The organism is Corynebacterium sp. MC3, from assembly GCF_900099485.1.
Lineage (GTDB): Bacteria > Actinomycetota > Actinomycetes > Mycobacteriales > Mycobacteriaceae > Corynebacterium > Corynebacterium pseudogenitalium.
This window is the reverse complement of sequence record NZ_LT622813.1, coordinates 94775-113799: the sequence shown is the minus strand read 5'-3', so window position 1 is coordinate 113799 and position 19025 is coordinate 94775. Positions and strand designations below refer to the sequence as shown.

Genomic DNA, 19025 nt, shown 5'->3' with positions numbered 1-19025 from the left:
GCAGCGTCGGCCTCTAATCCGGCCTCTGCATCTGCTTCGAAACCAGCAGAGGCCCCGGCCACCGCGAACCCCGTGACCGTCGAGCGCAAGGGCGTCGTTGACCGCATCGTGGTCAACGACCCCGATGGCGAGGCATGGGAGTTCGGCGGCAAGGCGTCGAAGGAAAACATCTTCGCGCTCAAGCGTGAGGGCAAGGGCGAGATCAAGGAAGTCCTGTCCGTCACTGCTGATGGCCGCAAGCTCGAGCCTTACGACTACGGCTACGTGAACGCTAAGGATGGCGGTTTTGTGGCGTTCAACCTGAACGCCCTGCACACGATTCCGCCGCAGGTCGTTGAGATTGAGGCCCGCACGACCGACGCCGGTGAGTACGCGATCGCCGAGAGCGCCGAAGTGCCGTCCGAGGCACAGCTTGCCGAGTCTGGTTATGGCAAGGGGCGCCCCGCGGAGGAGGTTGCGGATTCACAAGACCGCGCTGCTGCCCCGGGAGATATTCCGGGTGTCCCAGGGCAGCAGGATCAAGAGTTTTCTCTTACCGATGCTAAGCCAGATTTCTTGGGGGACAACCCCCAAATTGAATTTAAGATCAACGAGACTGGTAACTGGCGAGTAACCAGGTTCGCCATCAAGAAAAACCGAAACGATAACAATACGAAGGATATCTCCGGTCCAGTTAGGATCCGCGTCGTTCGTCAGGGGGCGATTGTCGTTGACCGAACCATTGATTTCGCTAACGCGATTTTTTGGAATAAGAACGCCAAGGGAAAGTCTTATGACACGGAGTTTCAGCTCATTCCGAGTATTACTGACCTCTATATCCAGGGTGGCGACTCGGTAATCCTGAATCCCGTGGCACCTCCAAACGGTATTTACCGGGTCCAGATGTGGGGCCAGGACATGGACAATAAGCCTCAGGACCACAAGGTGAATGTCGCAGGTGATGGTATTCCAGTATCCTCGCACACGACTATTGGCGACAATCCGTACGAGACAACATTCGATGTTCAAGCGCGTTCTAATTTCTCAAGTGCAACAGTAACTCTGAGCCCTTCAGTCCGATTAGAAGATGTGTTTTTCTCTATTCCAATTGAGCAAACGGACGGTGTAAGGCTCGAAAATAAAGTTGAGACCTACCCGGATCGTGTGGTTATTACATGGTTCCCGACGAAGGACGGCCGCCGAATCGACTCGGTACCGGTTTCGGCAGACTCGACTGTGACGCTTCGGACTTCCTACAGATCGGCTCCAACCAGACCCGAGGACATCACTTTGCAAGGCTCCCTCGCGGCTCCGGTAGAGAAAGATCTTCCGATTCTTCCTTCAGCCGACGCTGACGTGTTGCCACTTACGCACGGCGATAAATGTGAGCTTCGCGATGTAAAATCTGTTCATCGACAGCCACCTCGCTTACTTTCCATTGCGGAGCAAAAATATGGCTTCCGACGATTTATCGTCGCGAGCCCACAAGCCTCTAGCAATAGAACTTCTTCGCAGCTGTATCTTCAGGTAGAAGACGGACAAGGTGCATTGCAGTCAGAAAAGATCGGACCCGCCAGCGGGTGGGTATATAACGCACTTGCCTACAACGAGAACGATAACTACCTCTATGCTGTTAGTCAGCCCAGGATTTCGGTGAAGACGGGCCACAGGGATGACCCTTGTTTCCCCGCAGGCCACTTACTGCAGATAAATCCTTATACGGGTGAAGTTTTTGATTTGGGCAAGCTTCAAGGACTTGATGGATTTCTTCCCGAGAATCATCCGGACAATACAACATCCAACGACCTCGGTAGCGGCATCAACGCAGGTACCTTCGATGATGACGGCACATACTGGGTCGCAGGTGCGTCTGTATGGGGTAGTGGCCGTCTTTACAGCGTGAATTTAGACACGATTACTGCAACGCTAAAGCCTGCAAAAAACGTGACTCTGCAAGCCAAAACAATCTGGAATCCGGGACAAACATTCCGTACGGTTTCAGAGGACTTTGTTGCCATCCCAGGTGCGAAAGGGTATCTGTGGGGCCTGCAAAGTGGGTGGGCGCAAAGCGATGGAAGGAACAAACAGCGCGTTTTCTTGGAACGTATTAGCACGAGCGGTGGTGCCCCCCTGCGCGTGGATATTACCGATATGAAGATGCCTGATGGGCAGACCGTCGGTCAGTTTCTCAACATTACAGACCAAGCGCCTGTTTGGGGACAAGCATGGGTTGAAGAAGACGGATCGATTGCTTTCGGAAAGGGTGGCCGGTCTTCCGTGGACTCGAACACAACGGAAGTAATCAAAATTAAGGTCGGGAACCCGACGGCGAAGGCTCCAAATCTCCTAAAAGTCGAAGTAGTCGGCGCTCAAACTGCACCGTCCTCATACAATACTGACGGTGCATCGGCAAAGGCTCCTACGACGACACCAGAACCAATTGTTCCAGACGTCACCAAAGAAGCGATTGGACAGTCTGCGAAGAAGCAGGAAGACGGGACCTATATAGTAAAATACCAGGTAAATGTAACAAACCCAGGAAATCGCGAGGCTGCCTATAGTAAGGTAGTCGACACTCCAACGATGCCGACGGGGATTGTTGTGAAAAAGACTTCTTGGTCCTTGGTCGATGAATTCGGGAAATCGTATGCCACGACATTTCAAACTGGCCAAGGTCCGTTTGTGCTATCTGGCGGTGGAACGATACAGCCGAAGGGGCTCAATAGATTTGGTGCTACAAGTAATGGCATCCATCAATTTAATGTTGAAATGACAATCTCTCTCGATGCCTATACAGGAAACGAGACTGGAGATGAATGTGCACCCGGCAAATCGCTTTTCAACTCTGTACAAGTTGGGCCCAAGGAGGCGAAGGCCTGTGTGCCTCCGCCAGAAGTAGAGAAAAAAGCTCGGCTTGTGATTGCAAAGATTTCTTCCGATGCAGTTTCGCACGAGCTATTGAAGCCAGAAAACCGTCTAGACGGTGCTGAGTTTATACTTCAAAAACTGGACGAAAATGGCCAAGTCATCGGTAATGGAATCCCAATGATTTACGATAAGGAGAATCGAATCTTCAAGTCAGAAGAATTGGAGCCGGGTCACTATCAGCTCGTAGAGACTCGGTCGCCTCAAGACAGTCTGGGTGTTTACAATCTTCTTGTGAAGCCGATTGTGTTTTCGTTGTCGGTGGACAACGGGAATGTGACGATCGCGCTAGATGAAGATGCCAAAATTGTCGCGACGCAGGTCGATAAGGCGGTGGCACCGAGCTCCTGGCAGCTTACCTCCCAGGATGCGGTACTGACCGTTGCCAACGTCCGCCAGGGCAACCTGCCCAAGACTGGCGGAAACGGCCTGCAACTGCCGATCCTCCTCGGCGGTGCGCTCATCGCCGCTGGTGCGTTGGTGGGACGACGACGGGTCGTCGCTTAGTGGAGAGTGCGTCCTGAGCGCGTGACGTTACGAACAAGCTGACGGGGCTTGGCGCTGATCAACAGTGATCGGGGCCAAGCCCCTTCGGGACTTTGGAGTGCAATCGACCAATTGCCGACAAGTGGCGCTACGGTGTAATGTCTTCGCTCCCGGTTTGAAAGTGAACCGTCTGACTAGAAAGCAGATTTGGTCACGCGTGAATCGGATTCGACTTTGGGCTTGTGGCAGCTCGGTGAGCGGACAAGGGCAAAGCGACGGGCGAAGCCTTCTATCTGGTACCGTAGAAAACGTTAGCCTCGAGGCTACCGGCTCTAAAAGGATTGCTTTTAGTTGCGTCAAGGTCTCTCGGGGTGCTTGTTTTTAGGGGGGCATCGGGGGAGATTGAACATGCCCCTTTTGAGGCTTATGGGAGGCCGCGCTCAGAGGAGATTGTGTTCTTTGGGTTGGTGGGGCCGTCGTCGATAAGGAAGACCTGCACCCGTGGCGATGGTGACTCTCAAATTACGAGCCTTGCCCTCGACCTCTTGTGTGTGTACATTGTGAGTACAAGGGTTTTGGGAGGTTGAAATGGCTGTGAAAGATAGACGGCTGAATCTGCGTACATCGTCAGTGCAGGAGGAGTGCCTGCGGCGTGCGGCTGAGGTGACGAATTCCTCGGTATCGCAGTTTGTGCTTGAGAGCGCTGTTGAGCGCGCTGCCAGAGTGCTTGCTGATCAGCGGCTCTTCGTGTTGGGGATGGACGATTTTTCTCGTGTGGAGGAGTTGCTTGCTCAGCCTGCCGACTTTTCACGGCTAGGTACGCTTTTTGCGGAGGAAACTCCTTTTGGCAAGGAGTTCAGCTTTGGAAGCTGATGGGATTCTTCACCCGCCACGTCGGTTGGAGAAGTCGGATAATCGGGCTGAGTTTCGGTGCGGGGAGGCGTCGCTTGATACGTGGTTTCACCGCTACGCGATGCAAAACCAGCGTGCCAACAACTGTGCGGTGTATGTATCAACGTGGAATGAGCGGGTCATTGGCTACTATGCGGTGTGTACCGGGGGTATCGTCGCTAAGGTGGCGCCGGAGCGTTTTGCGAAGGGGCGGCCGGATCCTATTCCGGTGATCATCCTTGCACGGCTTGCGGTTGACCAGAATGCTCAGGGGAAAGGCGTTGGCAAGGCGCTGCTGCGCGATGCGCTGGAGCGCTGTTTTACCGTTGCCGTTGAAGTCGGTGCCGCGGCGGTAGTTGTGCACGCGCTGGACGAGCGGGCGAAGCAGTTCTACATGCAGCACGCTGGTTTTCAGGAGATGCCGGGGCAGCCGCTGCATCTTCTGCTGTCGGTGAAGGGGATTGAGCGGTACATGGCGTGATGGGGGCTGAGGCAGGTTTTCGCCGACCAGCTGTTAGGACTACGCATTTAGTAACGTGGTGTTCCCCTCACTCGGGCGGGTTGTGCACAACTAGAGCCAAAAACTGCAGATACCAACTACGCTGTTTTGGGAGCCGACTCCCACGTCTTGGACGAACCGAATGCTTTGCCTCGGCCAGCTGCAAGTAGTGGTGTCTGGGTGCTCGCAAAACGGAAAATGTACAAAGGGGAACACACGTCGACTACGCCTGACGTGTTGCTTATTTGGAGTAATAAGTAATAGTGCTAGTGCTAATACTGGGGGTGGCACATGGGCGATCTCAATCAACATAGGAAATTTTTGTCCAAAAGTACTGAAGAGCGGTTGCCTTCTCAGCGGCTTAAGGTCAAGCTCCTAGTTTGTGGATTTCTCCTATTAATCGGTGTAATTGCTGGATACTATATTTGGTGTTCAGACCTATCATGGCCGTTTTATTTGTCAAGGGTATGCAAATATGTTTTTCCTAGCTTGACCCCAATAGTTGCAGCTATAGCGTTGATATCTGGGTTCAAGACTATTGAGCAGAAAAAAGAGTCAGATGATCGCACCGAGTACTACAAACAGCTGCAATGGGCAATTGACAACTCTCTTACCAACAACGCCCTCATGCGATTGCAGTCACCGAGTCTCATTAGGAGCGTTTTGACTTCGCGCAAAATCGCCGAAGAAGAAAAGGAAATCGCACAGGCAGCTGAAGATTACGCCAATGCTCTTGAGGCTCAACTGCGCAAGGAGTCGAGTAGTCCAGGAAACCTTACGCCAGGTGGGGGTCTCGCTTTTGCCGAACCGGAACGAAATAGGAGTGGAACAAACACAACTCTTCGTTCACTTGGGATAATCCCATATTCCGTTGGATTCATTTGTATTTTTGCGATGCTCCTGCCGGTGCTCATTTTGCACTACGATGACGAAGATGAGGGGAAGGAGAAACTCAAATGACGACACGCTATCCGCAGCGACGTAAAGACAAAGCGCACATTTCGTCAGTCGACCCTGAAATTGTTGCTGCCCTTTTGGAAGCTGCCGAAACTTCACGTCACCGCACAGATGAATTCATGGCACGTCGCTACCCTGAGGATCGTTCGAAAAATAGGTTTTGGAAATCGTATTTTCTGAAGAAGCGCGCGTAGCATTTTCGAACAACAACGTAGTGAGGAAGTAGCCACCGCGGGGATGGCGGGTACCCCACGAAACGTCGCGCTGTTTTTGCCGATAACACCCTCCGGGCAGCTCGGATGTAGCCGTTGCGTCTGTCAGTAATCCAGTTCCTTAACGATGTTGCTGCTGGGTGCCGGCCGGTAAAGTGTGCTACCCAGTCGCAGACTTCGGGTGTGGTCATTTCTTCGCGGTGTTTGTCGATCGCGGACTCGCGGATGAAGGCCTTAGGATCTCAACCACTTTGTTTAACAGGTGACCCCAATTTGTGTATCTCCGCGCTGGAGGTTTCTAGGTCGTAGATGGCGTCGTCAATGAGGCGGGCTTATGCGCGGGGTGACTTGCGCTGTATAGCTATGCTTTGTTGCTGTGAAGTTCGGCCTCTAGCTCGGACCGGGAAAACCCTAAATGCTCGATGACTTCGTCGAGGCCCGTGCGGTTGCCTTGTCTCTGGCGACGCGAACCAGCGCCAGCGTTGCGTCCTGAAGCGTTTCTCGGTCGCGGAAAATCGTTCTACCTCGCAAGCGTCAACGACTTCGGAGACGAGTTTTCCGTGATACGACCAGGCAACCTGCGTGTGTTCCTCGGCAGGCGAAACGGTTCCAGTGTTGCCGTGCTGCGACGCTTCAGTAACCGTGCCCAAAAAACTATTTAGAAATCTATGTAGTTGCAACGGGGGTACGTTTGCGTGACAGGGCTTTGGCTGGCCTTCGGACTGAGGCGTGAGGAGACATCAATCTCACGAAAAGACGTCATCCTTAGGCATTAGCTCTAAAAACGGATTCTCTGAGGTCTTAAAAAGCTCTGGAGCCTAGGCGCCTCCAGGCGACAACGCTCCGGTAACCGGCCCGTCGTCACTCCAACATATCCTCTTTTGCCGCCATGAGCCATAGACGTGACCCACTAATAACAGCGTGATAGAGTTCCACATGCGAAACTAGGCAAAAAGAAAACCCGCCTCCGAGGAGAACGGGGAAACTATGTATCGGATTTTACACGATTGAAAAGGTTTGTCGAGACCGAACCAACACGAGGAACGGTTGTATCGACGACAGTGATTAACATCTGCGGCCGGGCGAAAAATCTGGGCTAAAGCGTGCATGCCAGTCAACATGGCTTGGGGTGTTCGGTATTGCCGAACGTTCGCTAATGCCGAACGCTTTTTAGCTGGGGTGAGAGATCGTCGTGGCGGTGGGGTGGAAGCGAAAGCCGTAACGATCCGTGCTCAGCGAACTATCAGAAATAGGGGGCCGTGCAACAATGGTTCGAATGTCGCTTTTACACAGGAAGTTCAAAGAAACGGTGGAAGAATAGTTTGCGGTCACCTGTATGAACGCATTTCAGCAGCTTAAGTGGTATTTTATATTTTGTGGTGATGCGCTGGGGAAACTCGCCTGAACGTTTGCTGTCACGTCATGTATGTAAGGTACACGCGCCGGGTGCCCCTAATGTGAGGTGAATCATTCACGAAGCCTTGACGTGAGTTAAAAATACGTGCAAAATTAACGGCTAAGACACACCATCACGGTGTGCAACCTTAAGAAATGTAGACACACGGGCACCCGCCCACAATGTCAAGACCTGTAAGGGGTAAGTATGGATCTCGCAGTCATCACCGACGCGTTGAAGGACTTCAGCACCTTCTCCAGCAATATCGTCAAGTTGTTCCGCCTCATTCCGGACCTGTTTATCAACTTCGGCAAGCTGGGCGACAAAGCAACTGCCCTGCCGAAATAATCACGGCTTAACTCTCAACATCCCACTGATTTTAAACTCAAAGGAGTAAACTCATGCAGGCACTCGAGAACTGGGCGTTCCTCTCGTCTGACGCACACGTAGCAGGCGCACTTCTGACCATTCTGAAGCAGCTCGGCGAAGGCGCAGACGCCATCGTGAAGCTGATCGGTCTGGTTTCCTAAGACCCCCTGATACAACCCCCGCCACAAAATGTGGCGGGGTTTTCCCTTTTGGGAATGCGTGGGAAAACGGGGGTGGCGTCGATAAATAAAAACCAACAATCAGCGCCGATCCGGGGGCAATGGGGTTAAACTTGATACATGGCTGACCACAAGGATGACGAACTCCCAATGATCGACCTCGCCGCCGTAGAAGGCTGGATCGTCGACGACACCGATGAAGACGACCCGGCGCTGCTCATGCCGGACGGGACACCAATCGAAACCTGGCGCGAAAACTACCCCTACGAAGAACGCCTCAGCCGGAGCGAGTACGAAGAACAAAAGCGTGCCCTCCAGATTGAGCTGCTGAAGTGGCAGAACTGGACTAAAGACACTGGTCAGCGCCACATCATTATTTTTGAGGGTCGTGACGCAGCGGGTAAAGGCGGCACCATCAAACGCTTCAACGAGCACCTCAACCCGCGTGGTGCGCGCACCGTCGCCCTGGAAAAGCCGAGCCCGCGCGAATCCACCTCCTGGTACTTCCAGCGCTACATCCAACACTTCCCGGCAGCAGGCGAAATCGTGTTCTTCGACCGCTCGTGGTACAACCGCTCCGGCGTCGAACGCGTCATGGGCTTCTGCACCGAATCCCAACACGCCGAATTCCTCCGTGAAGTGCCGATGCTTGAGAACATGATCCTTGGCTCCGGCATCTCGCTGACCAAGTTCTGGTTCTCCGTCACCCAGAAAGAGCAGCGCACCCGCTTCGCCATCCGCCAAGTAGACCCGGTGCGCCAATGGAAACTGTCGCCGATGGACCTCGCATCCCTGGACAAGTGGGACGACTACACCAACGCCAAGGAAGAGCAGTTCCGCTACACGGACACTGACGAATCGCCGTGGATCACCATCAAGTCGAACGACAAGAAGCGCGCCCGCCTCAACGCGATGCGCTACATCCTGAGCAAGTTCGAATACACCAACAAGGATCATGATGTGGTGGGGACGCCGGATCCGCTGATTGTGAAGCGTGGGCGTGATCAGATCGGGGACTAGGGAGTAGGCCTATCTGGGAGGCAGCAACGGAAAGGGAGGACTTTCCGTTGCTGCTTTTCTGTTGTGAGCCGACAGTCTTCGGGGAAGGGGTAGTCGTCTCGCGCGGAGTCGGGATTTTGTGAACAGATTTGCAGATGGGGGTGCTGCAAGTCAGGGACTCGAGCCCCGAGTAGGCCGTCTGGTAGGCAAAGCCACGTTGCTAGGAAAACAAGGGGGAGGACGGATTGTCGGGGTTGGGGCTCATGCCCGAAAGGCGCAGGTCGGTGGTTGAAGGGCGTATTGGTGAGTCGCATCAGATGTGTGTGAGCGCGTTGTCCTGGCACCAAATTCCGTCGTGGGCGGAGCGCGACCTCGGGAAGCGTGGGCTCGAACCCCGGAAGGCGACGATCTTGGTGCACAGCCAACACACAGCTGCCTTTCGGCTGCTGCAGGATCAATTGTCTACCTCGTTGACCTGCGCTTTCTTAAGGCCCTGTAAGTGTTGCTGTCCCGCCCGTGGGGGGATATGATTGCGTTGTTTTTCATCCAAGAAGATCCATCAACATCCATTACAAACAGCTGGGCAGCCAATCGGCCGCAGCAAAAGGGCGGTTTAATGACAACAGCGGGTTGGCCAGTACTTGGCGAACCGCCTCGGCTGCGACGAGCCACAGCGGCAGTAATCGTGTTCATGCTGCTCGCGCTGGTGACGGTGCTCGGAGGCCAAAGTACCGCGAGTGCAGCTGACGCCAACAGTCGCGTCAACATTGGGGACTGCTCCTTCCGTAAAGCCGATGGGGACGCCAAGAAGTGGGCGAACCAGATGTGCTGGATTGATGCGTCGGATATCGCGAAGCCGGGGACGCACAATGTGACGAAGCACTTCGGGGATTACACCCTGACGTACACCGTTACGGTGGAGGCCTCGGATACGGGGGCCGGGTCGAACAAGGGGAGCTTGTCGGCGGGGCAGCAGCCGCCGTGGAACCGTGCGGCGTTCGGTAACCAGATTGCGGGCCAGTCATTCTTCGTGGCGGAGGCGGGCGCTACCGCGAATGACATCTTCCAGACGGAGAGGAACCGCTTCGTGAGGTTGTCGTTTCGGGACGTGAAGTTTACGTACCGTGGGCAGCCGCTGCCGTCGTTTCGCATGATGGTCGCGGACGCCGAGTCCACAGGCAGTGTGCTTGGTGGCGAGATGATCAGTGTGGACATCTCGAACTCGGGCGGCACGGGCACGGTGAACCCGCCAATTAAGCTGACGCCGAAGGGCAGTTACGAGGCGTGCCGTAAGACGTTCGGGGCGGGCGTCGAGAGGAATCAGTGGCAGTGGGCCAACATGGGCGGCAAGAAGCGCGACTTCATTTGCGATAACGATGCCGGCGGCACCTACGGCACCTTCCTGGTGGGGTTGGATTCGCCGACGGAGTTTGAGATCGGCATTGCGTCGAACTCGGGTGGCAACGCGAGAAACCCGGACCCGCGCGGCAACCAGGCGTTCGCGATGGCGATTGCGCTGAACCGCATCTCTACTCAGACCGGCAAGGAGCTGGGCACCGCGGACACGGTGGCGCAGCAGGCATTCACCGGCGCTGCGGACAAGCCGGTGACCAGGATTTTCACCCAGGACGGGCAGCATCGCAACTGGATTGAGCCCGTCGGTGGTTCGAGCACCACGCCGGTGCTGCGCCGCCTGAACGCGGACGGCGTGCCCGAAGATACGGTCGGGTTGCAGTCGACGATGAGTGGCAAGGAGCTGGCGTTCCTGCGCTACTCGCCGGAGTGGACCTGCAGCGCGATTTCCGCCGACGGTGATACGGATACCTTCATCTACGAGCCCGGTGCCAAGGCCGGGGACGCGCCGACGCGCCTGACCCACGACGGTGCGCCGCTAAGCCGGGCGGAGGCGGAGAGCCTGGGCATCTGGTTTAAGGAGAACCGCGCCGAGGGCAGCGCGGAGGTGCAGTTCACGAACAAGCAGAACCGCGAAATTAACTGCAACGTGCACTGGAAGTCCCGTTTCGCACCGGCATCGCTGGAGCTGAACAAGCGCGTCACCGGCACGGCGAGCAACTACGCGGAGCTCGCCGGCAAGAAGTTCACCATCGCCTACGCGTGCGCGGCCCCGGCAGGGTTCCAGGCCGCGTACCCGGACGTGAAGCTCAGCGGGTCCCGAGAGGTCACACCCGGCAGCCCCCAGCTTGTCGACGGCCTGCCAGCCGGCGCCACGTGCACCCTGAAGGAAACCGCGCCTCCTGTGGTGTCTGGCGCTGACCTAGACCTGCAGTGGGATGGTGTGCAGCACGGTGTGCCGAATCAAGGGGGCGTCGAGAAGAAGGTGACGCTGGCTGACAAGCTGCCTGTTGAGGCGGACAACCAGTACACCGCGCGGACAGCGACGCTGCAGCTGCGCCACCTGGTGCAGGGCCCGGCGGCGACGCCTGCGCTGCAGAACCAAGCGTTCGCGTTTGAGCTCAGCTGCCCAGCCACGAACGCGCCCGCGCGCCGGGTGACCGTGCGTGGCGACGCCCCGGCAACCCTGGACAACGTGCCACGCGGGCAGGACTGCGTGCTGCGCCCCGTCGAAGGGCTCACGGCTGAGCAGCAGAAGTACCTCACACTGACCAGCAGGGACGCCACCGGTGCGACCCAGCAGCAGGACGGGTTGACGCTCCGACTGCCAGCAGATGGCACGCAGCCGACCGTTCCCGTGGAGATCCGCAGCACCTACGACTACCGCACCGAACAGGTAGAGGTACACCAGGTGCTCACTGGCCCCGCGGCGACGCTCCCGGCCGTGACGCGGCAGGGCTTCGCCGCCGCCTACACCTGCACGGCCCCCGACGCCACTAAGCGCGAAGGCACCCTCACCGTGCAGGATGGGCACGCCCTGATCCGGGACATCCCGGTGGGGTCAACCTGTACGCTCACTCCACAGACGCCGACGCCCGCACCTGAAGACGGACCGAATCAGACCTATGAGCTGCAGAACACGTCCGTGGAACCGCAGACGCTGACCGTCGGTGACGGCAAGGCAGAGGCGTTCACCATCAACCGTGCCTACGACTACAAGTACGGCACCGCGCAGCTCGCTAAGGCGGTCACCGCGAACGGCGTGCGCGGTCTGCCGGGGAATTACACGTTCAACTTCGCGTGCGGTAGCCGAAACGTCGTCGCCAATGGGCAGGTCACAGCGGTCAAGCTCGAGGGCGCCGCAACGGTCGCCCCCGGCGCGCCGGTCACGCTGAAGGTCGGGGACCCGCGTGTCGACGACGGCCCCGGCGGCACCATGCGCGTCCCCTACGGCAACACCTGTACCTTCACTGAGGATCGCCCGCAGCTGCCCGGCGGCGTGAACTGGGACACCGACGTGGACAACGCGACGCTGACCATCACCGCCCCGACCAACACGGCTACGGTGAACAACACGTTCACCCCGACCGGCAACGGGCTGACCATCACGCAGCGCTACACCGGGGAGCAGGCGCTGTACCCGAAGGTGGGCGTCGATTATCAATTGACGTGCGGTACGTTCCAGGCAGCCTTCCAGCTTGTCGACGGCGCCCAGCGCTCCTTCACCGCCGCCGAGATCCCGGCGGGCACCCAGTGCACCCTGGAACGACGCACCCTGCTGGACACTGAGCGCACCAACAGCCAGGGCGTTCGATACCCGATCACGCACACCACCGTGGGCCACTACGCGCCGGGCGGCGAGCAGGCCACCGAGCTGGCGCCGGGCGTAGCGTTCACGGTCGGGGAGCGCGCCACCCTGGCGGTGGAGGACGAGTTCGCCTACCAGCGAGCCACCATCACCGGCGTGAAGAACGTCCAGTTCGATCCGGCGACGAAGCACCTCATCGCGCCCGCGAAGCAGGAGGCGTGGCTGCAGAGGGAGTATCCGGCGTCGCTACGCTGTGTGCTGCCGGACGGTACCCCGGGCGCTTCCTTGCAGGCGATGGTGCGCAACGGCGTGGTGATTACCCAGGATGACCTGGTGGTTGGCAGTAGCTGTACTGTCGCCGAGAACCCGCTGACCCCGGAGCCGGGCATCCACATGGCGGCCACCACCACCGTCGATGGCAAGGCGGGCAACACGTTTACCGTGGCGAAAGCGGGCAACAAGGTGGAGTTCGTGAACACCTTCTCCCGCCACGTCACTGATGCCACGGTGCGGACGGAGGTCGAATTGCCGGGCCAGGCGCGTGCGGCGTACGAGGCCGCGGGCAACACGCTCGACGCGGCACTGCAAGCGCACCCGGTGACGGTGGTGTGCCGCGATGGCGACGCCGAGCTGCTACGGCGCAGCGCCACCGTGAGCGGGGAGGGCACGGTTACCGTTCACGGCGTGCCCGTGGGCGCGGCCTGCACCGTGGAGCTCGGAGGGTACGCGCCGCTGCATCTGCAGGCGGATACGCAGGACGGCCCGCTGCAGGCCACGGTCGTGCCGGAGTCGGTGGACTGGTCGGTGAGCAGGGGTGACGCGACGCTGGCGACAGGCAAGGCGCTCGAGCAGGGGAATGAGGTGGCGCTGTCGCCTGCGTTTGTGGTGGAGGAAGACGCCGCGCAGAACGCGGTGCGTGCGACGAGTCGCTACGCCTACCAGACCGCGCCGCTGACCCTGCGAAAGGACATCGAGGGCGCACCCGCGGACATGCGGCTGCTCAGCGAGGCGAATACGATGCGCTTCGCGCTGCAGTGCCGGGCGCTTGGCACCGAGCTGACCGACGTCCCCGGCGTCCCGCTGCAGCTGACGTCGGCTGACTTCACCGCGGTGGACGGCGGGCTGCGCTACGTCTCTGCCGGGAGCGCGGGCGCTGCGGTGCCCGTCGGCGCGCACTGCAGCCTGCGCGAAATCGCGATGGAGAACGTGCCTGCGCAACTGCGCGTGACCACCGCGCAGCCCAGCGCCGAAGCGGACGTTACGCCGAACGGCGCACAGCTGCACCTGGTAAACGAGGTGAGCCGCCGCTCCACGAACCTGCAGGTGGCGATGCGCCAAACCGGGTACCTCGACGGCGCGGACCCCACAGGCTACTCCGGCCAGCTGGTGTGCAAGGACGGCGACGCCACCTTGTCCACCGCGCGTGTGCAGTTCGGCCTGGCGGACGTGCCTGAGCGGCCGCTGCCGCGCGAGGATGCCGTCCCGGTCACCGGGCTTCGCACCTTCGAGGTGCCTGTGGGTACCTCCTGCAGCCTGACCATGGATTCCGCAGGAGCCTTAAGCGCCCGCGGTGAGGTGGAGGTTGCCGCTGGTGACCGTCGCCCCTACCTTGGCTTCGCCGCCTGGGAGCGCGGCGCATACAAGGGCCCTGCGGCCACGGTCGACGAGGTCGCGCCGCAGGACGTGCGTTCCAAGGAGTACGAGTACTCCGTAGCCGTTCCCGCGGACGCGCCGGATGCCTCCGCCGCGGTAGACCCGGCGGTGGTCGTCGGCGTGCAAGCACACCACCCGCGCGCCACGGTGGACGTTGCCTTCACCAAGCGGGCCGCGGGCGCCCCGGAGACTGACGGCGTCTATACGTTCACCGCGAACTGCGGCGACGGCCCCCGCGACCCCTTCCAACTCCGAAGCGGTCAGACCCATCTGCTGCGTGGGGTGCCAGTCAACAGCGAGTGCACCGTGGAGGAACAACAGGCGGAAGGCACATACACGTTCGCGTTGACCTCCCAGGGCGCCAAGCTGGGGGAGGGCTACCTCACCGAGCTGGGTACGCCAACGGTGGGATTCAAGGTGCTCGCCCCCGATGCCACTGACACCAGTCGCGCCGGGGACGCCTGGGCCGCGACCGCGCTGAACAAGTTCGCCAGCGTGGCCCTGAACAAGCGGATCGCGGGCACCCCGCTGTCCAGCGTGACCAGTGTTGCGGACACCGCCTTGCTGCCTGATCACGCCACCACCATGAACATCACCTACCAGCTGACCAACACCGGCCAGTTCGACCTGTCCAACATGGTGCTTCGCGACCCAGCCCTGGCAGGCATGACGGTGCACACCCCCGCGGGCCCGCACGCCATCGGGGAGCAGGGCACCATCCCCGCCGCCGCGTGTGAGGCAACACGCGCCGCGCTGGCTCCGGGCCAGACCGCGACGTGCACCATCACGGTGGACATCCCTGCGGAGGGCACGTTCCGTCACCGCGGCACCGCAACGCTGCAGGCGGCTACGGGCACCCTCGGGATGGTCAGCGCCGAATCCACGTACGGTGCGCTGCGGGTGCCGTCAACCATCGGCTGGTTGTTGCCCGATACCGGCAGCACTACACTCGTGTGGATTCTGCTCCTTGGCCTGCTGATCTTCGGTTTCAGCGCCCGACGCTTCCTGACACAGACTTCAAACTTAACAACTCCAACAACAGAAAGTTAGACACCATGAAACACATCATTTCCCGTTCCGCACTCGCAATTTCCACCGCGGCGGCCGTCGCGTTTGTCGGCCCGGTGGGCGCTTCCATCGTCGCGACGATGCCAGCCGCCGTCGCCCAGGCGCAGGTCGACGTCAACCACGCCACCAAGCTGACGATCAAGAAGTACGAGGGCGAGCCGATCGGTGAGGGCGGCAGCCTCGACGGCATGAAGACGATCAAGGACGTCACCTTCAAGGTGGAGCGCATCGAGACCGCGCCGCTGAACACCGCGCAGGGCTGGGAAGACGTCGCCACTGCCGGCGAGAAGAAGGTTGCCGATCTGCAGGCGGACCCGAACTTCACGGCGAAAGAAGTCGCCACGAACGCTGACGGCGAGGCCGTGTTCACGGACCTCGGCGTGGGCCTCTTCCGCGTCACCGAGCTGCGCGCCGAAGGCGCGAAGCACTCCGTGGCAACCCCGTTCCTGCTCACCCTCCCAGTATTCGAGAACGACGAGGCGAAGTACGAGCGCACCATCAGCCCGAAGAACCAGATCCTCGAGCCGAAGAAGTCGCTCATCAGCGAAAACACCACCCTTGGTGACAAGGCCCGCTACCGTATCGACGCCCCCATCCCAGCATTCGGCCCGAACCCGGAAGGTGACCAGCTGAGGGTCGTCGATACGCTGTCGGCGAACCTCAAGTGGAGCCAGGCCGAGCACCCCGTGCAGGTGCAGGTGCTGAAGTCCGCCAACGACAAGGCCCCGGAGACGCTGGCTGCGGGCACGCACTACACCGTGGCCGACGCAGGCGGAAACACCATTGACGTGACGTTCACCGAGAAAGGCCTGCAGAAGCTGCGCGACCTGCGCGCCGCGCACCCCGGCCTGACCGTGCGCACCGAGTTCGACGCGACGCTGGTCGACCTGCCCGCGAACGGCACGATCGACAACACCGCGCAGGTGTACTACTCCAACGACGACAAGCCGCACAACACCACCCCAACCGATGACCCGGACGGTGGCGCCACGACGCTGAACTTCGCCAATGTTGAGGTGACCAAACTCCTGAACAAGCAGGCAAAGGACGGCGAAAAGAATGGAGCCGGCGCCCAGTTCCAGATCTTTACCTGCACCAAGCAGGGTGACGCCTGGAAGGTCGAGGAAGGCACCGCCGCTCAACGCGTCGTCATCGGCGGCAAGGCGGAAACCACGCTGAAGGCTGACGAGACCGTCGCCGACGGCGAGCACGCCGGTGCCGCCCTGGCGAAGGCCAAGGGCCTCAACCTGACCAAGAAGAACAACACGTTCGCCGACTACTGCGCAGTAGAAACCAAGGGCGTGCCCGGTTACCTGAACAACCCAGAGCCACAGCCACTCACCTACGACGAAGCCACGAAGACACTCACCGGCAGCGTCAACAACGTGAAGGACAACCTGTTCGGCCGCCTGCCAGCAACCGGTGAGCGCACCATGCTCATCATCCTGGCGCTCGGCGTGGTGCTCTTCGGCGGCGGCGCTGTTTACCAGCTGCGCTCCCGCAAGGCATAAGTAGGACAGCGGTGAGCAACCCAGGGACTGCGATGGCGGTGGCGCTGGCCGTAACGGTCGGCGTTGCCGGCGTCGGCATGCCCGTTTTCGGGCCGCCCGCTGCGGTGTCTGCGTCACCGGGCAGCGTCACGGTGGACCTACGCGCCGCCGCAGGCGTCGACGGCCTGGACACCATCGGGGAGCGCACCGTCACCGCCTCCCGCATCACCACGGTCGACATGAGCACCCAGGCCGGGCGCGAGGCGCTGGCCTCCCTCGACGTGCCACGACTGCTGCGCACGCAGCCCGACGCGTTCGTCGAAGTGGCCACCGCGCGCACCAGCGGCGGCCGCGTCACCCTCGACGGCCTGCAACCCGGCGCGTACCTGTTCACGCTGGGCGACAGTGAGGCGAAGGCGGCGTCGCACGTCTTCTTCGCGCCCTTCGTGGTACCCGTGACGGAGGGGTCCGCACGCACCGTGGAGCCGAAAGCCCAGCATTTGAGCGTGGTGCTTGAGGCCAACCGCCAGCGCGTCCACCCCGATGAGGACGTCACCTTTACCGTGCGCGGGGTGGCGCCCAACCCGTCTGACGACGGCACCATCAGCCACTACGAGCTCATCCTCACGCTCGCCGGAAACCTGGAGTTCTCTGCGGAGCCCGCGGTGCGCATCAACGGGGTGGCGCTCGGCCCGGGCGATGTCACCTTCCACCGCGAGGGCAACCGCCTGCGCGCAGTCTTGACCAAGTCTGGCCTGGCCAAACTCGCGCGCGCCCGCGCCACTGACGCCAGCACCACCGTCACGCTGGAGCAACGCGCACGCGCCACCGCGGCAGGCACCGCAGGTGCCGACGCCACCCTGACCACCAACGGCATGGACCCCGAACGCAACCACGTCACCGTGGAGGCCACCCACGCCTACGTGCTCATCGAGGCACCCGCGCAGCAAGGCTCCTCTAAGGGGGATCGCCGCTGGCTGTGGGGCCTGCTTGGCCTGTTGCCGCTGATACCGCTGCTGCCAGGGTTGCCAGAGCAAGCAGGCTCATCGGGCCCGGCTGGACCGTCTCCTGCGGGCCCGCAGGGGACCTCGCCGAAGACACCAACACCAACAACTGAGGGGCAGCCCTCGCAGGACGGGCCGCGCGGCCGCGTCGACCAAGTCCTCGCCTACACAGGCGCCAACGTCATCTGGCTCGCACTGCTCGCCCTCGCCTTGATCGTTGCGGGATGGTTGCTGGCGCGTCGAAAAGAAGACGAGAACGAACAGTGAGCCAACCCAACCGCAAACGCGCCGGGAACCTCATCTCGCTCATCGGGCTGATCCTCGGCGCGCTCCTGCTGCTCTACCCAATCGTGGCCACACTCGCCACCAACGAACAACTCCGCCGCCAAGCCGACGCCTACAGCGAACACACCACCAACCTCAGCGCCGAAGAACGCGACGCCCAACTCGCTCGCGCCCGCGACTACAACCAACGCCTCCTCGCCACAGGCACACACGCTCGCCCACCCGCCACAAACGACCCCGACATGCCCGACTACATGGCACAACTCAACCTGCCAGGCTCCGGGGGCATCATGGCGCGCATCCGCATCCCCGACATCGGCGTCGATCTGCCCGTCTACCACACCACCGCGCCCCACGTCCTCTACGACGGCGCAGGCCACATGTTCGGCTCCACCCTTCCCGTCGGCGGCGACGGCACCAACGCCGTCATCACTGCCCACACCGGCATGGTCAACGCCGCCATGTTCGACGCCCTCCCAACCCTCAAAGCAGGCCAAGACATCTATATAGACGTGATGGGGCAGCGGCTGCGCTACCAAATGGTCGACCGCGAAGTCGTGAAACCGGACCAGTACCAGGCCGTACGCTACCAACCAGGCGAAGACCGCCTCACGCTCATCACCTGCACCCCCTACGGACTCAACACCGACAGGCTGCTCGTCCACGCTATTCGCGTGCCACTCGATCCCGACGCCCCCGAACCGCGCGTCACCGGCCTGGGCATCAGCTGGTGGATGATCCTCGTAGCACTGATCGTGCTGGTGGTGTTGCTACTGATTCTGTACAGGCGGTGGAAGCGTCGGCGGGACGCTGCCGAGGGCTAGCTGGGAATTGGCTGGGCACCACGATCCGCGGCGACGGGCTGGCGGCCTGGGGAAACGCTGCGCGAGTCTGCTGAAAACCGGAAATGTGGTGCTTTGAAAGTGGAGGGAATGCCAAATGTGACAATCTCAAACATCTAGCACTTTTCTA

The 19025-nt window shown here is 60.2% G+C and carries 12 protein-coding genes; all 12 read left to right on the top strand.

The window, feature by feature from the left end:
* Positions 1-72: 72 nt before the first annotated feature.
* Positions 73-3411 (top strand): DUF6923 family protein, encoded by a 3339-nt coding sequence (locus BQ4436_RS03870; protein ID WP_176754804.1) that lies wholly within the window; start codon positions 73-75, stop codon positions 3409-3411.
* A 567-nt stretch (positions 3412-3978) separates the two neighbouring features.
* Positions 3979-4263 (top strand): type II toxin-antitoxin system TacA family antitoxin, encoded by a 285-nt coding sequence (locus BQ4436_RS03860; RefSeq protein ID WP_070361871.1) that lies wholly within the window; start codon positions 3979-3981, stop codon positions 4261-4263.
* A complete protein-coding gene (locus BQ4436_RS03855) occupies positions 4253-4762 on the top strand; it encodes a GNAT family N-acetyltransferase (RefSeq protein WP_070975569.1) in 510 nt (169 codons plus the stop codon). The genes BQ4436_RS03860 and BQ4436_RS03855 overlap by 11 nt, the downstream gene beginning before the upstream one ends.
* Positions 4763-5071: 309 nt before the next feature.
* Positions 5072-5740, top strand: a complete 669-nt coding sequence (locus BQ4436_RS03850; protein WP_143000799.1) for a single stranded DNA-binding domain-containing protein — start codon at positions 5072-5074, stop codon at positions 5738-5740.
* A complete protein-coding gene (locus BQ4436_RS03845) occupies positions 5737-5931 on the top strand; it encodes a hypothetical protein (protein WP_070361874.1) in 195 nt (64 codons plus the stop codon). The genes BQ4436_RS03850 and BQ4436_RS03845 overlap by 4 nt, the downstream gene beginning before the upstream one ends.
* 1621 nt (positions 5932-7552) lie before the next feature.
* Positions 7553-7693: a hypothetical protein gene (locus BQ4436_RS12180; protein WP_168156160.1), complete on the top strand. Its 141-nt coding sequence runs from the start codon at positions 7553-7555 to the stop codon at positions 7691-7693.
* A 53-nt stretch (positions 7694-7746) separates the two neighbouring features.
* Positions 7747-7875, top strand: coding sequence for a hypothetical protein (locus tag BQ4436_RS12470; protein WP_255366114.1), 129 nt, complete (start codon positions 7747-7749; stop codon positions 7873-7875).
* 138 nt (positions 7876-8013) lie between these two features.
* On the top strand, positions 8014-8913 hold the full coding sequence (gene ppk2, locus BQ4436_RS03840; RefSeq protein WP_070361875.1) for a polyphosphate kinase 2: 900 nt from the start codon (positions 8014-8016) through the stop codon (positions 8911-8913).
* 595 nt (positions 8914-9508) lie between these two features.
* A complete protein-coding gene (locus tag BQ4436_RS03835; RefSeq protein ID WP_143000798.1) occupies positions 9509-15256 on the top strand; it encodes a CshA/CshB family fibrillar adhesin-related protein in 5748 nt (1915 codons plus the stop codon).
* 5 nt (positions 15257-15261) lie between these two features.
* Complete coding sequence (locus tag BQ4436_RS03830) at positions 15262-16785, top strand: SpaH/EbpB family LPXTG-anchored major pilin (RefSeq protein ID WP_070975567.1); 1524 nt, start codon at positions 15262-15264, stop codon at positions 16783-16785.
* A gap of 11 nt (positions 16786-16796) precedes the next feature.
* A complete protein-coding gene (locus BQ4436_RS03825; RefSeq protein ID WP_143000797.1) occupies positions 16797-18035 on the top strand; it encodes an LPXTG cell wall anchor domain-containing protein in 1239 nt (412 codons plus the stop codon).
* Complete coding sequence (locus BQ4436_RS03820; protein WP_255366113.1) at positions 18032-18877, top strand: class C sortase; 846 nt, start codon at positions 18032-18034, stop codon at positions 18875-18877. The genes BQ4436_RS03825 and BQ4436_RS03820 overlap by 4 nt, the downstream gene beginning before the upstream one ends.
* Positions 18878-19025 lie beyond the last annotated feature (148 nt).

Excerpts from the sequence above, each read along its gene's own strand:
- BQ4436_RS03860 (WP_070361871.1), top strand. The coding sequence starts at position 3,979 with ATGGCTGTGAAAGATAGACGGCTGAATCTGCGTACATCGTCAGTGCAG.
- BQ4436_RS03850 (WP_143000799.1), top strand. The coding sequence starts at position 5,072 with ATGGGCGATCTCAATCAACATAGGAAATTTTTGTCCAAAAGTACTGAA.
- BQ4436_RS03845 (WP_070361874.1), top strand. The coding sequence starts at position 5,737 with ATGACGACACGCTATCCGCAGCGACGTAAAGACAAAGCGCACATTTCG.
- BQ4436_RS12180 (WP_168156160.1), top strand. The coding sequence starts at position 7,553 with ATGGATCTCGCAGTCATCACCGACGCGTTGAAGGACTTCAGCACCTTC.
- BQ4436_RS12470 (WP_255366114.1), top strand. The coding sequence starts at position 7,747 with ATGCAGGCACTCGAGAACTGGGCGTTCCTCTCGTCTGACGCACACGTA.
- ppk2 (WP_070361875.1), top strand. The coding sequence starts at position 8,014 with ATGGCTGACCACAAGGATGACGAACTCCCAATGATCGACCTCGCCGCC.
- BQ4436_RS03835 (WP_143000798.1), top strand. The coding sequence starts at position 9,509 with ATGACAACAGCGGGTTGGCCAGTACTTGGCGAACCGCCTCGGCTGCGA.
- BQ4436_RS03830 (WP_070975567.1), top strand. The coding sequence starts at position 15,262 with ATGAAACACATCATTTCCCGTTCCGCACTCGCAATTTCCACCGCGGCG.